Here is a 16530-nt window from a genome sequence, read left to right on the forward strand (position 1 = left end):
GTGGCTATCCGCGTCCTGCTCGTCGATGACCAACCACTGCTGCGCACCGGTTTCCGGATGATTCTGGAGGCGGAGAGCGATCTCGCGGTGGTCGGTGAGGCCGGCGACGGTCTGCAGGCCATCGACCAGGTGCGGGCGCTGCAGCCCGATGTCGTGCTCATGGACATCCGGATGCCGCGGATGGACGGGGTCGAGGCGACCCGCCAGATCACGGGTCCCGGGCGGGACGGCCCGGCGAAGGTCCTGGTGCTGACGACGTTCGATCTCGACGAGTACGTGGTGGAGGCGCTGCGCGCCGGCGCCAGCGGCTTCCTGCTGAAGGACGCGCCGGCCAACGAGCTGGTGCAGGCCATCCGGGTGGTGGCCGCGGGAGAGGCGATGCTGGCGCCGAGCATCACCCGCCGCCTGCTCGACAAGTACGCGGACCATCTGCCCTCGGGTGAGGAGCCCGTCCCGGACGCCCTGCACACCCTCACCGACCGTGAGGTGGAGGTGCTGAAGCTGGTGGCGCGCGGTCTGTCCAACGCGGAGATCGCTGCCGACCTGTTCGTGAGCGAGACGACGGTCAAGACGCATGTGGGCCACGTGCTGACGAAGCTGGGCCTGCGCGACCGCGTGCAGGCGGCCGTCTACGCGTACGAGAGCGGGCTGGTGCGTCCCGGCGCCCAGTGAGGACGGGACGGGGACGAGACCGGCGCGGTCCGGGGCCGGCGGCCCCGGACCGCGCCGGTCTCCGCAGGGTGGCGCGTCAGGAGTCGCCGCGTCCGAGCTCCCAGAGCTGGAGGTCGGCCGAGGAGTTGACGGCCCACTCCACACCGGTCACCCCGTCGAGCGAGGCGACGTACTGCTTGCCCTGCCAGACCGGGAGCACGGGGACATCGCTGGCAACGATGTCCTGGAGCTTCTCGAAGGCCGGCGTCGCGGCGCTGCGGTCCGCCTCGCGGCGGGACTGCGGGATGAGCGTCTTCTGCGCCTCGGTCGACGCGTACGGCGAGTTGAGGAAGTTGTTCTCGTCGAGGAACGGCGCGATGTAGGTGTCCGGGTCCGGGAAGTCGGGGAACCAGCCCATGCCGTACACGGCGTAGTCGCCCTTCTTCTGGGCGGGGCGGAACTTGTCCCACGGCGTTCCCTGGACGTCGACCTCGAACATTTTCGAGTCGTTGAGCTGCTTCGCCAGCATCTCGTACTCGGCCTTGGTGGCGGGTCCGTAGTGGTCGGTCGTGTAGTGCAGCGTGAACTTCACCGGCGTGCTGATGCCGGCCTTCTCCAGGGTCGCGGCGGCCTTCGCGACGCTGGGCTCACCGTACTTGTTGAAGAACGAGTTGGTGTGGCTGGTGATGCCGGACGGGATCAGCGAGTAGAGCGGCTCGGCGGTGCTTCCGTACACCTTGCTCGCGATGGCCCCGCGGTCGATGATCTGCGCCATCGCCTGGCGTACGGCCTTGTCCTTCACCACGGGGTCCTCGGTGTCGAACGCGAGGTAGCTGATGGCGAGACCGGGCATCTCGGTGAGCTTGACGCCCTCCTTCGGCTCCGCCAGCATCTTCTGGGCCTGTTCGGGCGACATGTTGCGCGTCATCATGTCGATCTTCTTGTCGTCGAGCGCCTTCCCCATCGCCGCCGCGTCGGGGAACAGGTCCAGCTCGACCTTCTCGTTGTTGATCTTCAGGTCACCCTTGTACTTCGGGTTCCTGGTGAAGACCACCTTGACGATCTGGTTGTTCTTGACTTCCGGTTCCATGGTGTACGGGCCGGAACCGTCGACCTGGAAGCCCTTACGGGCGGCCTTCGCCGGGTACTTGTCCTTCTGGACGATGCCCGCGGGCGGTGTGGCGAGCTTGTAGGGGAAGGTCGCGTCCGGTGTCCCCAGGTGGAAGACGATCTCCTTCTCACCCTTGGTCTCGATCGTGTCGATGTTGGCGAACAGACCGACCGGGCCGCTCTCGTCCTTGATGTCGAGGACCCGCTGGATGGAGTACTTCACGTCCTCCGGAGTCACGGGGGTGCCGTCCGCGAAGGTGAGACCGTCGCGCAGCGTGCAGCGGTAGCTCTCGTTCTCCGTGTCCGTGAAGGTGCAGCTCTCGGCCGCCTCAGGCACCGGCTCTCCCCCGCCGCGAGGTATGCGGGTCAGGGTCTGCACGGTCTGGCGCAGCAGGTTCCACACGCCCGCCTCGTAGCCGATCGCCGGGTCGAGCGGGGCCGGGTTGTCCTTCGAGGCGATGAACTGGTCCGTTGTCCCGACCACGATGGCATCGCCCCCGTCGTCCGACCCGCCACAAGCGGCGAGCACGGGTGCGAGCAGGCCCACTACGGCCGGCAGCACCAGCGTCTTGCGGTTCATCTGGACGTTCTCCCTCATTCCGGCATGTGAGAAAACTGAGATTAGTAGGCGCCGAAGGAGGGCCTGACCGGTGCGGACCGGCTGCGTATTCACTCGGTGATCGCCGATGACGGGTTGTCCATGTCACGCTCGGGAATGATTCGTGCACGACTCCATGAATGCGGACGTATGGGGTCGCGAATCGGGCACTCGGATCTTCCTCCTGAAACCTGGAGCGCCCCATGAGGTGATGAACATCACGCCCGAACGGTATCGACCGCATTGACATGGACCTGATTCGAGCCGGAAAACGCGGACCGGCCGCATTTCGCGGCGGTCTCCCTGTCGCCTGCCGGCAGGCCACGTCAGGTGAGCCGGGGCTCACTCCTGGGCGACCAGGCCCCGCAGGAAGGCGAGGTCCACCTGCTCCAGGGAGGAGACGACGGCTCTCCCGGGCGCGGGGGCGATCGACGCCACGGACGGCACGGCGACGACGGGGCAGCCCGCCGCCTCCGCCGCGGCGACTCCCGTCGCCGTGTCCTCGATGACCGCGCAGCGCGACGGATCCGCCCCGAAACCCGCCGCCGCCGCGAGGTAGGGCTCGGGGTGGGGCTTCGTACGGCTCACCTCGTCCCCCGCGACCGTGAGCGCGAAGTGGTGACGGCCCACCGAGTCCAGGACACGGTCGATGATGCGTCGGTGCGAGGCGGAGACCAGGGCGGTGGGCACCTCGTGCACGGCGAGTTCGGAGAGCAGCCGGGCGGCACCCGGCATCAGCGGCACACCGCGGCCGATGCGCTTCTCGAAGCGGTCGTTGAGCAGCACGGTGAGTTCCTCGATGGCGATGTCGGCGCCGGTGACCTCGATGAGGTAGCCGGCGCTACGGGTCATCGGCCCGCCGACGACCACCTCGCGCCAGGCCGTCTCGAGCCGGTGACCGAGATCGGCGAAGACCTCGACCTCCACGTCCCACCAGAAGCCTTCGGTGTCGACCAGTGTGCCGTCCATGTCGAGAAGGACCGCTTGCAGCGCGGACCCTTCGGCCGTACGGATCAGGGACGCGGGGACCGTACTGGTCATCGGCACACCTCCATGAGGGACGAGAAGGCCGGCCGCCTTCCCGGTGGGAACGGCGACCGGCCTGCACTGGACCGACCAGTCTACGGCTCGTGGGCGTACGGCGCGCGGGATGGTTCCTTACCACGCGTCGAACGGCGTCCTACCGTGCGTTGAAGTATTTCGCTTCGGGGTGGTGGATGATGATGGCGTCGGTGGACTGTTCGGGGTGGAGCTGGAATTCCTCGGAGAGTGTGACGCCGATGCGTTCGGGTGCCAGGAGGTCGGCGATCTTCGCGCGGTCCTCCAGGTCGGGGCAGGCGCCGTAGCCCAGGGAGAAGCGGGCTCCGCGGTATTTCAGGGCGAACATGTCCTGGACGTCGGAGGGGTCCTCGCCGGCGAAGCCGAGTTCGCTGCGGACCCGGGCGTGCCAGTACTCGGCGAGTGCTTCGGCCAGTTGCACGGACAGTCCGTGCAGTTCCAGGTAGTCGCGGTAGGAGTTCGCTTCGAAGAGTTCGGCGGTGGCGCCGCCGATCTTCGAGCCGACCGTGACGACCTGGAGGCCGATCACGTCCCTCTCGCCCGATTCCTCGGGGCGGAAGAAGTCCGCGAGGCAGAGGCGGCGCCCGCGGCGCTGGCGCGGGAAGGTGAAGCGGGTGCGCTCGGAGCCGTCCTCGTGGAGCAGGATCAGGTCGTCGCCTTTGGAGACGCAGGGGAAGTAGCCGTAGACGACGGCGGCTTCCAGCAGGTTCTCGGTGTGGAGTTTGTCCAGCCAGCCGCGCAGGTGCGGACGGCCCTCACGCTCCACGAGTTCCTCGTAGGCCGGTCCGTCACCGGCGCGGGTCTGCTTGAGGCCCCACTGGCCCTTGAACAGGGCGCCCTCGTCCAGCCAGGAGGCGTACTCCTTGAGCTGGATGCCCTTGACGACCCGGGTGCCCCAGAAGGGCGGTTCGGGGACCGGGTTGGTGACCGAGACGTCCGAGCGCACGCCCTCTTCCGGCTCGTCGGCCTCGGCGAGCGGGGTGTCGCGTTTGGGGACCCGGCGTTGCTTGAGTTCGGGCAGCGCGGCGCCGGGGACGCCGCGCTTGAGCGCGATGAGGGCGTCCATGAGGCGCAGGCCCTCGAAGGCGTCGCGGGCGTAGCGGACCTCGCCCTCGTAGATCTCGTGCAGGTCCTGTTCGACGTAGGCCCGGGTCAGGGCGGCGCCGCCCAGGATGACGGGGTAGTCGGCCGCCAGCTTGCGCTGGTTGAGCTCCTGCAGGTTCTCCTTCATGATCACGGTGGACTTCACCAGCAGGCCCGACATGCCTATGACGTCGGCGCGGTGTTCCTGGGCGGCGTCCAGGATCGCCGAGACGGGCTGCTTGATGCCCAGGTTGACCACGTTGAAGCCGTTGTTGGACAGGATGATGTCGACGAGGTTCTTGCCGATGTCGTGGACGTCGCCGCGGACGGTGGCCAGCACGATGGTGCCCTTGCCCTGGTCGTCGGTCTTTTCCATGTGCGGTTCCAGGTGGGCCACCGCGCTCTTCATCACCTCGGCGGACTGCAGCACGAAGGGCAGCTGCATCTGGCCGGAGCCGAAGAGCTCGCCCACCACCTTCATGCCCGCCAGCAGGGTGTCGTTGACGATCTCGAGGGCGGGCCGGGTCCGCAGGGCCTGGTCGAGGTCGGCCTCCAGGCCGTTCTTCTCACCGTCGATGATGCGGCGCTGGAGCCGCTCGTCCAGCGGCAGGGCGAGGAGCTCCTCGGCCTTGCCCTGCTTCATCGACTTCATGTTGACGCCCTCGAAGAGCTCCATGAGCCGCTGGAGCGGGTCGTAGCCCTCCTGGCGGCGGTCGTGGATGAGGTCGAGGGCGACCTTGACCTGCTCCTCCTCCAGCCGGGCGATCGGCAGGATCTTGGAGGCGTGCACGATCGCGGAGTCCAGTCCGGCCTTCACGCACTCGTCCAGGAAGACGGAGTTCAGCACGAGGCGGGCGGCCGGGTTCAGCCCGAAGGAGATGTTGGACAGCCCCAGCGTGGTCTGCACCCCGGGACGGCGCCGCTTCAGCTCACGGATCGCCTCGATCGTGGCGATCCCGTCCTTGCGGGACTCCTCCTGGCCGGTGCAGATGGTGAAGGTCAGGCAGTCGATGAGGATGTCGGCCTCATGGATGCCCCAGTTGGTGGTGAGGTCCTCGATGAGCCGCTCGGCGATGGCGACCTTGTGCTCGACGGTGCGGGCCTGGCCCTCCTCGTCGATGGTCAGCGCGATCAGCGCGGCGCCGTGCTCGGCCGCCAGTGCGGCGACCTTGGCGAAGCGGGACTCGGGGCCGTCGCCGTCCTCGTAGTTGACGGAGTTCAACACCGCGCGGCCGCCCAGCTTCTCCAGGCCGGCGCGCAGGACGGGCACCTCGGTGGAGTCGAGCACGACCGGCAGGGTGGAGGCGGTGGCGAAACGCCCGGCCAGCTCCTCCATGTCCGCGACCCCGTCACGCCCCACGTAGTCGACACACAGGTCGAGCATGTGCGCGCCCTCACGGATCTGCTCGCGGGCCATCTCCACACAGTCGTCCCAGCGCGCCTCCAGCATCGCCTCACGGAACTTCCTGGACCCGTTGGCGTTCGTACGCTCACCGATCGCCAGATACGAGGCGTCCTGACGAAACGGCACACTCTGGTACAACGAGGCCGCACCCGGCTCCGGACGGGGCTCACGGGGGGTGAGCCCGGATCCGCGGACCCGCTCCACGAGCTGCCGCAGATGCTCCGGCGTCGTACCGCAGCAACCACCCACCAGCGAGAGCCCGTACTCCCGCACGAACGTCTCCTGCGCCTGGGCCAGGCCCTCGGCGTCCAGCGGGAAGTGCGCCCCGTCCTTGGTGAGGACCGGCAGGCCCGCGTTCGGCATGCAGAGCAGCGGGATACGCGAGTGACGGGTGAGATAACGCAGGTGCTCACTCATCTCCGCCGGACCGGTCGAGCAGTTCAGACCGATCATGTCGATACCCAACGGCTCCAGCGCGGTCAGCGCCGCACCGATCTCCGAGCCCAGCAGCATCGTCCCGGTCGTCTCGAACGCCAGGGAACACAGCACCAGGAGGTCGCTGCCCATCGCCTCCAGGGCCCGCCGGGCGCCCAGCACGGCCGCCTTGGTCTGCAAAAGGTCCTGCGTGGTCTCGATGATCAACGCATCGGCACCACCGGCGATCAACCCCTCCGCGTTCTGCTGGAACCCGTCACGCAACACCCCGTACGGGGCATGACCGAGCGTCGGCAGCTTGGTGCCCGGGCCCATGGAACCCAGCACCCAGCGCTGCTGCCCGCTCTCCGCGGTGAACCGGTCGGCCACCTCACGCGCGATACGCGCCCCCGCCTCGGACAGCTCATGAATCCTGCCGGCAATGTCGTACTCCCCCAGGGCGGAGGCGTTGGCCCCGAAGGTGTTGGTCTCCACGCAGTCCACACCGACCGCGAAATACTCCTCATGCACCGAACGCACGATGTCCGGACGGGTGACGTTCAAGACCTCGTTGCAACCCTCGAGATGCTCGAAGTCCTCGAGAGTCGGGTCCTGGGCCTGGAGCATGGTGCCCATGGCACCGTCGGCCACCACGACCCGGGTGGCGAGCGCCTCACGAAGCGCTGCGGCTCGGGTGCGGCTGTCAGCTGAGGGGGTCGGCAACGAGGCCATGGATGTTCTCCCTGGGATGCGACGGCTGTCGGCTTTGCGCCCTTCTGGCGGAGAGGGGCACGCGGCCAGCGTAGCCGGGAGGCGCACGGGCCGGTCGTCGTGTCCCACGGGGCGGACTGCATGCTGTGCGGGACCGGCTCCCTCACGGGATGACGCATAATCTTCGCGCCACCGGACAGAGGTCGGCATCGACCGATAGTGTTCAGCATTGTCGAACCGAGGTGGAGGAGTACGGCGCGATGGCGAAGAACATCCAGTCGCTCGAGCGGGCAGCGGCGATGCTGCGCCTGCTGGCAGGCGGCGAGCGCCGGCTCGGCCTGTCCGACATCTCGTCGTCACTGGGCCTGGCCAAAGGTACCGCGCACGGCATTCTGCGCACCCTCCAGCACGAGGGCTTCGTCGAGCAGGACACCGCGTCCGGCCGCTACCAGCTCGGTGCCGAGCTGCTGCGCCTGGGCAACAGCTATCTCGACGTGCACGAGCTGCGGGCCCGCGCGCTGGTGTGGACCGACGACCTGGCCCGGTCCAGCGGCGAGAGCGTCCACCTGGGAGTGCTGCACCAGCACGGAGTCCTGATCGTCCACCACGTCTTCCGGCCCGACGACAGCCGTCAGGTGCTGGAGGTCGGCGCCATGCAGCCGCTGCACTCCACGGCTCTGGGCAAGGTGCTCGCCGCTTACGACCCGGTCGCCCACAGCGAGGCCACCGAGGCGGAGCGGCGCTCCTTCACGCCGCGCACCGTCACCGGCGAGGAGGAGTTCGAGGCGCTGCTCGACCTGATCCGCGCGCAGGGCTGGGCCGCCGACGTCGAGGAGACCTGGGAGGGCGTGGCGGCCGTGGCCGCCCCCGTCCACGACCGGCGCAGGATGCCGGTCGGCGCCGTGGCCGTGACGGGCGCCGTGGAGCGCGTCTGCTCCGGCGGCGAGCTGCGGCCCGAGCTCGTCGCGGCCGTACGGGACTGCGCCCGTGCCGTCTCCCGGGATCTGGGCGCCGGACGCTTCTGAGCACCCTGCGGCGCCGGTAACGATCGAGTCGCGCGCCACAGACCTCTTGACGCACCCACCGACGGAGAGAAACATTGCCGCCTACCGGTCGGCATTGCCGAACACCTAACGGCAATACGCGTTAGAGTGTGACAGTGCCGAGGGCCGGTCAAGCCCTACAGGTGGTGTAGCCGTCCCTGACGGATACCCGCCTGGGGCGCGATCCACCGGAGGGACCCGGTGTTTCGCCTTCCCCTGGACGAAGGACAAAGGAGTCGCGGGTGTCCAGCTCCGACATCTTCATCGGCGAGACCATCGGTACCGCCGTACTCATACTGCTCGGCGGCGGTGTCTGTGCCGCCGTCACTCTCAAGCGCTCCAAGGCGCAGAACGCCGGCTGGCTCGCCATCACCTTCGGGTGGGGTTTCGCCGTGCTGACCGGCGCCTACATAGCCTCCGGCGTGTCCGGTGCCCACCTCAACCCGGCGGTCACGATCGGCCTCGCGATCCAGGGGGGCACCGCGTGGAGCGATGTGCCCCTGTACCTCGCCTCCGAACTGCTCGGCGCGATGATCGGTGCGGTGCTCGTCTGGGCCGTCTACTACGGACAGTTCCACGCGCATCTCACGGATCCCGGGATCGTGGAGGCGCAGCCGGCCGAGGAGGGCATGGTCGACCAGGCATCGGCGCCGAAGGCCGGCCCCGTGCTCGGTGTCTTCGCCACGGGCCCGGAGATCCGGCACGCGGTGCAGAACGTGGTCACCGAGGTCATCGCCACCTTCGTACTGGTCCTGGCGATCCTCACCCAGGGTCTCAACGACGAGGGCAACGGCCTCGGCGCACTCGGTGCCCTGATCACCTCACTGGTGGTCGTCGGTATCGGTCTGTCGCTCGGCGGCCCGACCGGTTACGCGATCAACCCGGTGCGCGACCTCGGTCCGCGGATCGTGCACGCGCTGCTGCCGCTTCCGAACAAGGGCGGGTCGGACTGGGGCTATGCCTGGGTACCGGTGGTAGGACCGCTCATCGGGGCCGCGCTGGCCGGCGGGCTCTACAACCTCGCCTTCGCCTGAGCCACACCTTGCACACCACACAGACTTCCGGGAGCCAACCGTGACCGACGCACACACCACCGGACCGTTCATCGCGGCCATCGACCAGGGCACCACGTCCAGCCGCTGCATCGTCTTCGACAAGGACGGCCGGATCGTCTCCGTCGACCAGAAGGAGCACGAGCAGATCTTCCCCAAGCCCGGCTGGGTCGAGCACGACGCGAAGGAGATCTGGGAGAACGTCCAGGAAGTCGTCGCCGGGGCGATCGTCAAGGCGGGCATCACCTCCGCCGACGTCAAGGCGATCGGCATCACCAACCAGCGCGAGACCACTCTGCTCTGGGACAGGCACACCGGTGAGCCGGTGTACAACGCCCTCGTCTGGCAGGACACCCGCACGGACGCGCTCTGCAAGGAGCTCGGCCGCAACGTCGGCCAGGACCGCTTCCGCCGCGAGACGGGACTGCCGCTCGCCTCGTACTTCGCCGGCCCGAAGGTCCGCTGGCTGCTCGACAACGTCGAAGGACTGCGCGAGCGCGCCGAACGGGGCGACATCCTCTTCGGGACCATGGACTCCTGGGTCATCTGGAACCTGACCGGCGGCACCGACGGCGGCGTCCACGTCACCGACGTCACCAACGCCTCGCGCACCCTCCTGATGAACCTGCACAAGATGCAGTGGGACGACAAGATCGTCCAGTCGATGGAGATCCCGTCCGCCGTCCTGCCGGAGATCCGGTCCTCCGCCGAGGTCTACGGCACCGCCAAGGGCGGCGTCCTCGACGGTGTCCCGGTGGCCTCCGCGCTCGGCGATCAGCAGGCCGCACTGTTCGGCCAGACCTGTTTCGCCCAGGGCGAGGCCAAGTCCACGTACGGCACCGGCACCTTCATGCTGATGAACACCGGTCACACCCCGGTGAACTCGTACAACGGGTTGCTGACGACCGTCGGGTACCGGATCGGCGACGAGAAGCCGGTGTACGCCCTCGAGGGTTCCATCGCCGTCACCGGTTCGCTGGTGCAGTGGATGCGTGACCAGATGGGCCTGATCAAGTCCGCGGCCGAGATCGAGACGCTCGCCTCGTCCGTCGAGGACAACGGCGGCGCGTACTTCGTGCCCGCGTTCTCCGGCCTGTTCGCGCCGTACTGGCGTCCCGACGCCCGCGGCGTCATCGCCGGTCTCACCCGCTACGTCACCAAGGCGCACATCGCCCGTGCCGTGCTCGAGGCCACCGCGTGGCAGACCCGCGAGATCAGCGACGCCATGACCAAGGACTCCGGCGTCGAACTGACCGCGCTCAAGGTCGACGGCGGGATGACCTCCAACAACCTGCTGATGCAGACCCTCTCCGACTTCCTGGACGCACCCGTGGTGCGCCCCATGGTCGCCGAGACCACCTGCCTCGGCGCCGCCTACGCCGCCGGTCTCGCCGTCGGCTTCTGGCCGGACACCGACGCGCTGCGCGCCAACTGGCGCCGGGCCGCCGAGTGGACACCCCGCATGGACGCGGCCACACGTGACCGCGAGTACAAGAGCTGGCTCAAGGCCGTCGAACGGACCATGGGCTGGATCGAGGACGAAGAGAGCTGAGGAGCAAACGACATGACCACCCTGCAGAGCGTCCCCGCCCTCGGGACGCATCCGGCCTCCGGCTCCCTCCCGAGCCGCGCCGAGACCCGGGAGCGGCTTTCCAAGGCGACGTACGACCTCCTGGTGATCGGCGGCGGCATCCTGGGCATCTCCACCGCCTGGCATGCGGCGCAGTCCGGACTGCGGGTGGCCCTGGTGGACGCCGGCGACTTCGCCGGCGCCACCTCGTCCGCCTCGTCCAAGCTGCTCCACGGCGGTCTGCGCTACCTGCAGACCGGCGCGGTGAAGCTGGTCGCGGAGAACCACTTCGAGCGGCGCGCCGTCTCGCGCCAGGTCGCCCCGCACCTGGCCAACCCGCTCACCTTCTACCTGCCGGTCTACAAGGGCGGCCCGCACGGCGCCGCGAAGCTCGGCGCGGGTGTCTTCGCCTACTCGGCGCTGTCCGCCTTCGGCGACGGTGTCGGCCACGTGATCAGCCCGGCCCGCGCCCAGCGTGACGTGCCGGAGCTGCGCACGGACAACCTGAAGGCCGTCGCCGTCTACGGCGACGACCAGATGAACGACGCCCGGATGGCGCTGATGACCGTCCGTGCGGCGGCCGACGCCGGCGCCGAGGTCCTCAACCACGCGGCCGTCACCGGGCTGCGCTTCACCAGGGGCCGGGTGACCGGCGCCGAGCTGAAGGACCGTCAGGACGGCACGGAGTTCGGCATCGACGCACGGCTGGTGCTCAACGCCACCGGGCCGTGGGTCGACCACCTGCGGAAGCTGGAGGACCCGGGCGCGGCGCCCTCCATACGCCTGTCCAAGGGTGCGCACCTGGTCCTCAAGCGCACCCGCCCGTGGAAGGCCGCGCTGGCGACCCCGATCGACAAGTACCGCATCACGTTCGCCCTGCCGTGGGAGGACATGCTGCTGCTCGGTACGACCGACGAGGAGTACGAGGGCGACCCGGCCGATGTGGCGGTCACCGAGAAGGACACGGCCCAGATCCTGGACGAGGCGGCGTTCTCCGTCCGGGACCAGCAGCTCTCCCGCGATCTGATCACGTACTCCTTCGCGGGGCTGCGGGTGCTCCCCGGCGGCCCGGGCGACACGTCCAAGGCCAAGCGCGAGACGGTCGTGACCGAGGGCAGGGGCGGGATGCTGTCGGTCGCGGGCGGCAAGTGGACGACGTTCCGCCACATCGGCCGCACGGTGATGAACAAGCTGGCCGAGCTGCCCGGGCGTCCCCTGGCCGAGGACATGGAACCGATGGCACGGCTGCCGAGGAAGATGCCGCTGCCCGGTATCGCCAACCCGAACGCGGTCGCGCACCGGCTGCTGGTCGACAGCGGTACGCCGGGGCCGCGGATGCCCGCCGACACGGCCCGGCACCTCGCCACCCACTACGGCTCGCTCTCCTTCGAGATCGCGCGGATGGCGGACGAGAACCCGGCGCTGGCCGAGCGCATCCACCCCGACGCCCCCGAGATCTGGGCGCAGGTGGCGTACGCCCGCGACCGCGAGTGGGCGGAGACGGCGGACGACGTGCTGCGCCGCCGGACGACGCTGACGATCCGTGGCCTGGCGACGGACGACATCCGGGCAGGGGTCGAGGACATGCTGGCCGACCGGCGCTGACGGCGGGCACACAGGGGCAGGGGGCGGTCTCCGGGTCGGAGGCCGCCCCCTGCCCCTGTGCGCTCCCTTCACGGGCCGGTGGGCCTCCCCCTCCCGCCATGACCGCATAATGACGGGATACATCGGATGTCTTGTGCGCGAGGAGGCCCTGCATGGCCGTCACCGACGAAGCGATCGAGAAGATCAAGGGGATGATCGTCTCGGGTGCCCTGGCCCCGGGAGACCGGCTTCCCAAGGAGAGCGAACTCGCGGCCGAGCTGGGCCTGTCACGGAACTCGCTGCGTGAGGCGGTGCGCGCTCTGTCGCTGATCCGGATCCTCGACGTCCGTCAGGGCGACGGCACCTATGTCACCAGTCTGGACCCGCAGCTGCTCCTGGAGGCGCTCAGCTTCGTGGTGGACTTCCACCGCGACGACACGGTGCTGGAGTTCCTCGCGGTCCGGCGGATCCTGGAGCCGGCGGCCACGGCGATGGCGGCTCTGCGCATCGGGGAGGAACAACTGGATTCGCTGAGCGCCCAGTTGGACGCACTGGGCCCCGATCCCTCGGTGGAGGCCCTGGTAGCCGGCGATCTGGAATTCCACCGCGGCATCGTCCAGGCCTCGGGCAATTCCGTGCTGTGCTCCCTGCTCGACGGTCTGTCCGGCCCGACCACCCGGGCCCGGGTGTGGCGCGGGCTGACCCAGCAGGACGCGGTCAGCCGTACGCTGCACGAGCACCACGCGATCCTTGCCGCGCTGCGGGACCGGGACGCGGAGGCGGCCCGGTCCTGGGCGACGGTGCACGTGGCGAGCGTGGAGCAGTGGCTGCGTTCAACCCTGTGAGGACGCGGCGGGGCGCAGACGCAGGCCCTGCATCCCGCCGTCGACGGCGAGCGCGGTGCCGGTGACGGACGCGGCGGCCGGGCTCGCCAGGTGGACGACCGCGGCGGCCACCTCGTCGGCGGACACCAGCCGCCCCAGTGGCTGACGGGCCTCGAGTGCGGCGCGCTCCGCGGCCGGGTCGTCGGCCTGCCCGAGCAGCCGGCCGATCCAGGGGGTGTCCACGGTTCCCGGATTGACGCAGTTGACCCTGATCCCCTCGCGGACGTGGTCGGCGGCCATCGCGAGGGTCAGGGAGAGCACGGCTCCCTTGCTCGCACTGTAGAGCGCGCGCTGCGGCAGCCCGGCGGTCGCGGCGACGGAACAGGTGTGGGTGACCGACACGGCCCCGGGCCGCCCGGCGGCGGCGCGGCGCAGATGGGGCAGCGCGTGGCGGGCGGAGCGGACCATGCCGAGCACATTGATGTCCAGTACGCGCGCCCATTCCGCGTCGGTGTTGTCCTCGACGGTGCCGATCGAGCCGGTTCCCGCGTTGGACACCAGGGTGTGGAGTCCGCCGAGCTCCGCGGCGGCCCGGTCGACCGCGTTCCGCACGGCGGCGTCGTCCGTCACGTCGGCCTGGAGAGCGAGTGTCCCCCCGGGAGCGCCCCCGGGGTCGAGGTCGAGCACCGCGACGCGTGCCCCGCGGGCGAGCAGCAGGGTGGCCACGGCGGCCCCGATGCCGGATGCGCCGCCCGTCACGAGGGCGGACAGTCCTTCGAAATCCTGCGTGAGGGTCATCGGCCGGTCTCCTCGGGGGTGCGGCGGGCCTGCCAGACAGGGCCCTGCGGGTAGCGGTGTCCGGCTATCGAGCCAGGGAGCATCCGGGCCGAGAAACCCGGTCCGCGGGGGGCGACGTAACGGCCGTCCTTGATGACGGCCGGGTCGGCGAAGTGCTCGTGGAGATGGTCGACGTACTCGATGACGCGGTCCTCCCAGCTGCCGGAGACGGCGACGTAGTCGAACATCGAGAGGTGCTGGACCAGCTCGCACAGTCCCACGCCCCCGGCGTGCGGGCAGACCGGGACGCCGTACTTGGCGGCGAGCAGCAGGACCGCGAGGTTCTCGTTCACTCCTGCGACGCGTGCGGCGTCGATCTGGACGAAGTCGACCGCTCCGGCCTGGAGCAGCTGTTTGAACACGACCCGGTTGGCGATGTGTTCGCCGGTGGCGACCTTGACCGGCTGGCCGGCGCGCACCGCGGCGTGCCCGAGCACGTCGTCGGGGCTGGTCGGCTCCTCGATCCAGTACGGGTCGTACGGGGCGAGCGCGTTCATCCACCGCACCGCCTCGGCCACGTCCCAGCGCTGGTTGGCGTCGACGGCGATCCGGATGCCGGGGCCCACGGCCCGGCGGGCCAGCGCGAGCCTGCGGATGTCGTCGTCCAGATCGGCGCCGACCTTCAGCTTGATCTGGGTGAAGCCGTCGGCCACGGCTTCCCCGGCCAGGCGCACGAGCTTGTCGTCGTCGTAGCCCAGCCAGCCCGGCGAGGTCGTGTATGCGGGATAGCCCTCGGCGAGGAGCCTCTCGGCGCGTCCGGCGCGTCCGGGCTCCGCGGCGCGGAGGATGCCGAGCGCGTCCTGCGGGGTGAGGGCGTCCGTGAGGTAGCGGAAGTCGACGAGGGAGACGAGCTCTTCCGGGGTCATCTCCGCGAGGAACCGCCAGACGGGCTTCCCCGCCAGTCGCGCCGCGAGGTCCCAGGCCGCGTTGACGACCGCTCCGGCCGCCATGTGCATCACGCCCTTCTCGGGGCCCAGCCAGCGCAGCTGGGAGTCATGCGTGAGCGCGCGGTACAGGGCGGCGAGGTCCGCGGCGGTGCGCGGAGCGGGACGGCCCGCCACGTAGGGCCGGAGCGTCTCGATGGCCGCGGCCATGACATCGTTGCCACGCCCGATGGTGAAGCAGAAGCCGTGTCCCTCCTCGCCGGCCCCGTCCGTACGCAGCACCACGTAGGCGGCGGAGTAGTCGGGGTCGGGGTTCATGGCGTCGGAGCCGTCCAGCTCTTCCGAGGTGGGGAACCGGATGTCGCCGACCTCGAAATCCACGACGGTCAGACTCATGTGCGCCCCCAGGCAAGAACATCGGATCTCTCATTGGTCATCCGATGTATAACCCCTCATGAGGCTCCCAGTCCAGGGCGAGGGCGAATTTCGATCAGTTCCGATCGGAACAGCTCGGATGAATCGGGCAGTGGCATGCTTCACCGCTCCGCGCAAACAAGCTGCTGCCCCACAGGGCGGAAGCCGTAAGGTTGGTCCGTAAACAAGGGAACTTCGGAAGGAGGCCTGGGTGATCGAGCTCGAGGGGGTACCCGAGCTGGTCGACCCGGTCATGGTGGCCGCGTTCGAGGGCTGGAACGACGCCGGTGACGCCGCCTCCACAGCGGTGGCACATCTGGACCGGGAGTGGAAGGGCGAGGTCTTCGCGGCGCTCGACGCCGAGGACTACTACGACTTCCAGGTCAACCGGCCCACGGTGTGGCTGGACGGTGGGACACGGAAGATCACCTGGCCCACCACACGGCTCTCCGTGGTCCGGGTGGGTGGCGAGAAGCCCCGTGACCTGGTGCTGATCCGTGGCATCGAACCCTCCATGCGCTGGCGTTCGTACTGCAACGAGATCCTGGGCTTCGCCCATGAGCTGGGCGTCGAGATGGTCGTCATCCTGGGAGCCCTGCTCGGTGACACCCCGCACACCAGGCCCGTGCCCGTCAGCGGGGTCACCTCGGATCCGGACCTGGCGAGAACCATGGACCTGGAGGAGACCCGGTACGAGGGGCCGACGGGCATCGTGGGCATCCTCCAGGAGGCCTGCGCGCACGCGGGGGTGCCCGCGGTGAGCCTGTGGGCGGCGGTGCCGCACTACGTGTCGCAGCCGCCGAACCCGAAGGCGACGCTGGCCCTCCTGAACCGGCTCGAGGATCTGCTCGGACTGCGGATCCCGTTGGGTGAGCTGCCCGAGGACGCCCGCGCCTGGCAGCTCGGGGTCGATCAGCTGGCCGCCGAGGACAGCGAGGTCGCGGAGTACGTGCAGACGCTGGAGGAGGCGCGGGACACCGCCGAGCTGCCCGAGGCGTCCGGGGAGGCCATCGCCCGGGAGTTCGAGCGGTACCTGCGGCGCAGGGACGGCGGCGGCCCGGGGCAGGCACCGGGCGGTCATGCCACCGAGAGCGGTGACGTGCCCTATCTCCGGGACACGTCCAGCGGGCGCACGAGGCCGCCGAAGCCGCAGCGTCCGGAGAAGGGCCGGCCGAAGGACGCCGACGGGGACCCGGCACCCGAGGACAAGCCGCCCGCCGGGCCGGACGAGGACGCCTCGGACGACTGACTTCTCGCCTCCGGCGTGGAACGGCCCCGGACCTCGTCGAGG

The 16530-nt window shown here is 69.6% G+C and carries 12 protein-coding genes; 7 read left to right on the forward strand and 5 right to left on the reverse strand.

The window, feature by feature from the left end; genetic code table 11:
• Window positions 1-672 carry a response regulator gene (locus tag ACF1FZ_RS09865; RefSeq protein ID WP_391772834.1) on the forward strand — a complete coding sequence of 224 codons (672 nt, stop codon included), beginning with the start codon at window positions 1-3 and terminating at the stop codon, window positions 670-672.
• A gap of 76 nt (window positions 673-748) precedes the next feature.
• On the opposite strand, the gene ACF1FZ_RS09870 is transcribed toward ACF1FZ_RS09865, so the two are convergent.
• From ACF1FZ_RS09870 to metH, 3 genes are all read right to left on the reverse strand, one after another.
• Window positions 749-2341: an ABC transporter substrate-binding protein gene (locus tag ACF1FZ_RS09870; RefSeq protein WP_391772983.1), complete on the reverse strand. Its 1593-nt coding sequence runs from the start codon at window positions 2339-2341 to the stop codon at window positions 749-751.
• A gap of 360 nt (window positions 2342-2701) precedes the next feature.
• On the reverse strand, window positions 2702-3400 hold the full coding sequence (locus ACF1FZ_RS09875) for an HAD family hydrolase (protein WP_391772835.1): 699 nt from the start codon (window positions 3398-3400) through the stop codon (window positions 2702-2704).
• 139 nt (window positions 3401-3539) lie between these two features.
• Window positions 3540-7052, reverse strand: coding sequence for a methionine synthase (metH, locus tag ACF1FZ_RS09880; protein WP_391772836.1), 3513 nt, complete (start codon window positions 7050-7052; stop codon window positions 3540-3542).
• Window positions 7053-7291: 239 nt separating this feature from the next.
• Here metH and ACF1FZ_RS09885 point away from each other — a divergent pair, with 239 nt between their 5' ends.
• The 5 genes from ACF1FZ_RS09885 (at window position 7292) to ACF1FZ_RS09905 (ending at window position 13125) form a co-directional block, all read left to right on the forward strand.
• Window positions 7292-8056 (forward strand): IclR family transcriptional regulator, encoded by a 765-nt coding sequence (locus ACF1FZ_RS09885; RefSeq protein WP_391772837.1) that lies wholly within the window; start codon window positions 7292-7294, stop codon window positions 8054-8056.
• Window positions 8057-8316: 260 nt separating this feature from the next.
• A complete protein-coding gene (locus ACF1FZ_RS09890) occupies window positions 8317-9108 on the forward strand; it encodes an MIP/aquaporin family protein (protein ID WP_391772838.1) in 792 nt (263 codons plus the stop codon).
• Between the two features lie 40 nt (window positions 9109-9148).
• Window positions 9149-10678 carry a glycerol kinase GlpK gene (glpK, locus tag ACF1FZ_RS09895; protein WP_391772839.1) on the forward strand — a complete coding sequence of 510 codons (1530 nt, stop codon included), beginning with the start codon at window positions 9149-9151 and terminating at the stop codon, window positions 10676-10678.
• A 12-nt stretch (window positions 10679-10690) separates the two neighbouring features.
• A complete protein-coding gene (locus ACF1FZ_RS09900) occupies window positions 10691-12301 on the forward strand; it encodes an FAD-dependent oxidoreductase (protein ID WP_391772840.1) in 1611 nt (536 codons plus the stop codon).
• 152 nt (window positions 12302-12453) lie between these two features.
• Window positions 12454-13125 carry a FadR/GntR family transcriptional regulator gene (locus ACF1FZ_RS09905; protein ID WP_391772841.1) on the forward strand — a complete coding sequence of 224 codons (672 nt, stop codon included), beginning with the start codon at window positions 12454-12456 and terminating at the stop codon, window positions 13123-13125.
• On the opposite strand, the gene ACF1FZ_RS09910 is transcribed toward ACF1FZ_RS09905, so the two are convergent.
• Together ACF1FZ_RS09910 and ACF1FZ_RS09915 are read right to left on the reverse strand one after the other, a co-directional pair.
• Complete coding sequence (locus ACF1FZ_RS09910; RefSeq protein WP_391772842.1) at window positions 13114-13902, reverse strand: SDR family NAD(P)-dependent oxidoreductase; 789 nt, start codon at window positions 13900-13902, stop codon at window positions 13114-13116. The two genes, ACF1FZ_RS09905 and ACF1FZ_RS09910, sit on opposite strands and share 12 nt — an antisense overlap.
• Window positions 13899-15221 carry an L-fuconate dehydratase gene (locus ACF1FZ_RS09915; protein WP_391772843.1) on the reverse strand — a complete coding sequence of 441 codons (1323 nt, stop codon included), beginning with the start codon at window positions 15219-15221 and terminating at the stop codon, window positions 13899-13901. Before ACF1FZ_RS09915 ends, ACF1FZ_RS09910 begins: the two co-directional genes overlap by 4 nt.
• A 229-nt stretch (window positions 15222-15450) precedes the next feature.
• On the opposite strand from ACF1FZ_RS09915, the gene ACF1FZ_RS09920 reads away from it, so the two are divergent.
• Window positions 15451-16488 (forward strand): PAC2 family protein, encoded by a 1038-nt coding sequence (locus ACF1FZ_RS09920; RefSeq protein WP_391772844.1) that lies wholly within the window; start codon window positions 15451-15453, stop codon window positions 16486-16488.
• Window positions 16489-16530 lie beyond the last annotated feature (42 nt).

The sequence above is a fragment of the Streptomyces sp. NPDC014623 genome (assembly GCF_043088245.1).
GTDB lineage: Bacteria > Actinomycetota > Actinomycetes > Streptomycetales > Streptomycetaceae > Streptomyces.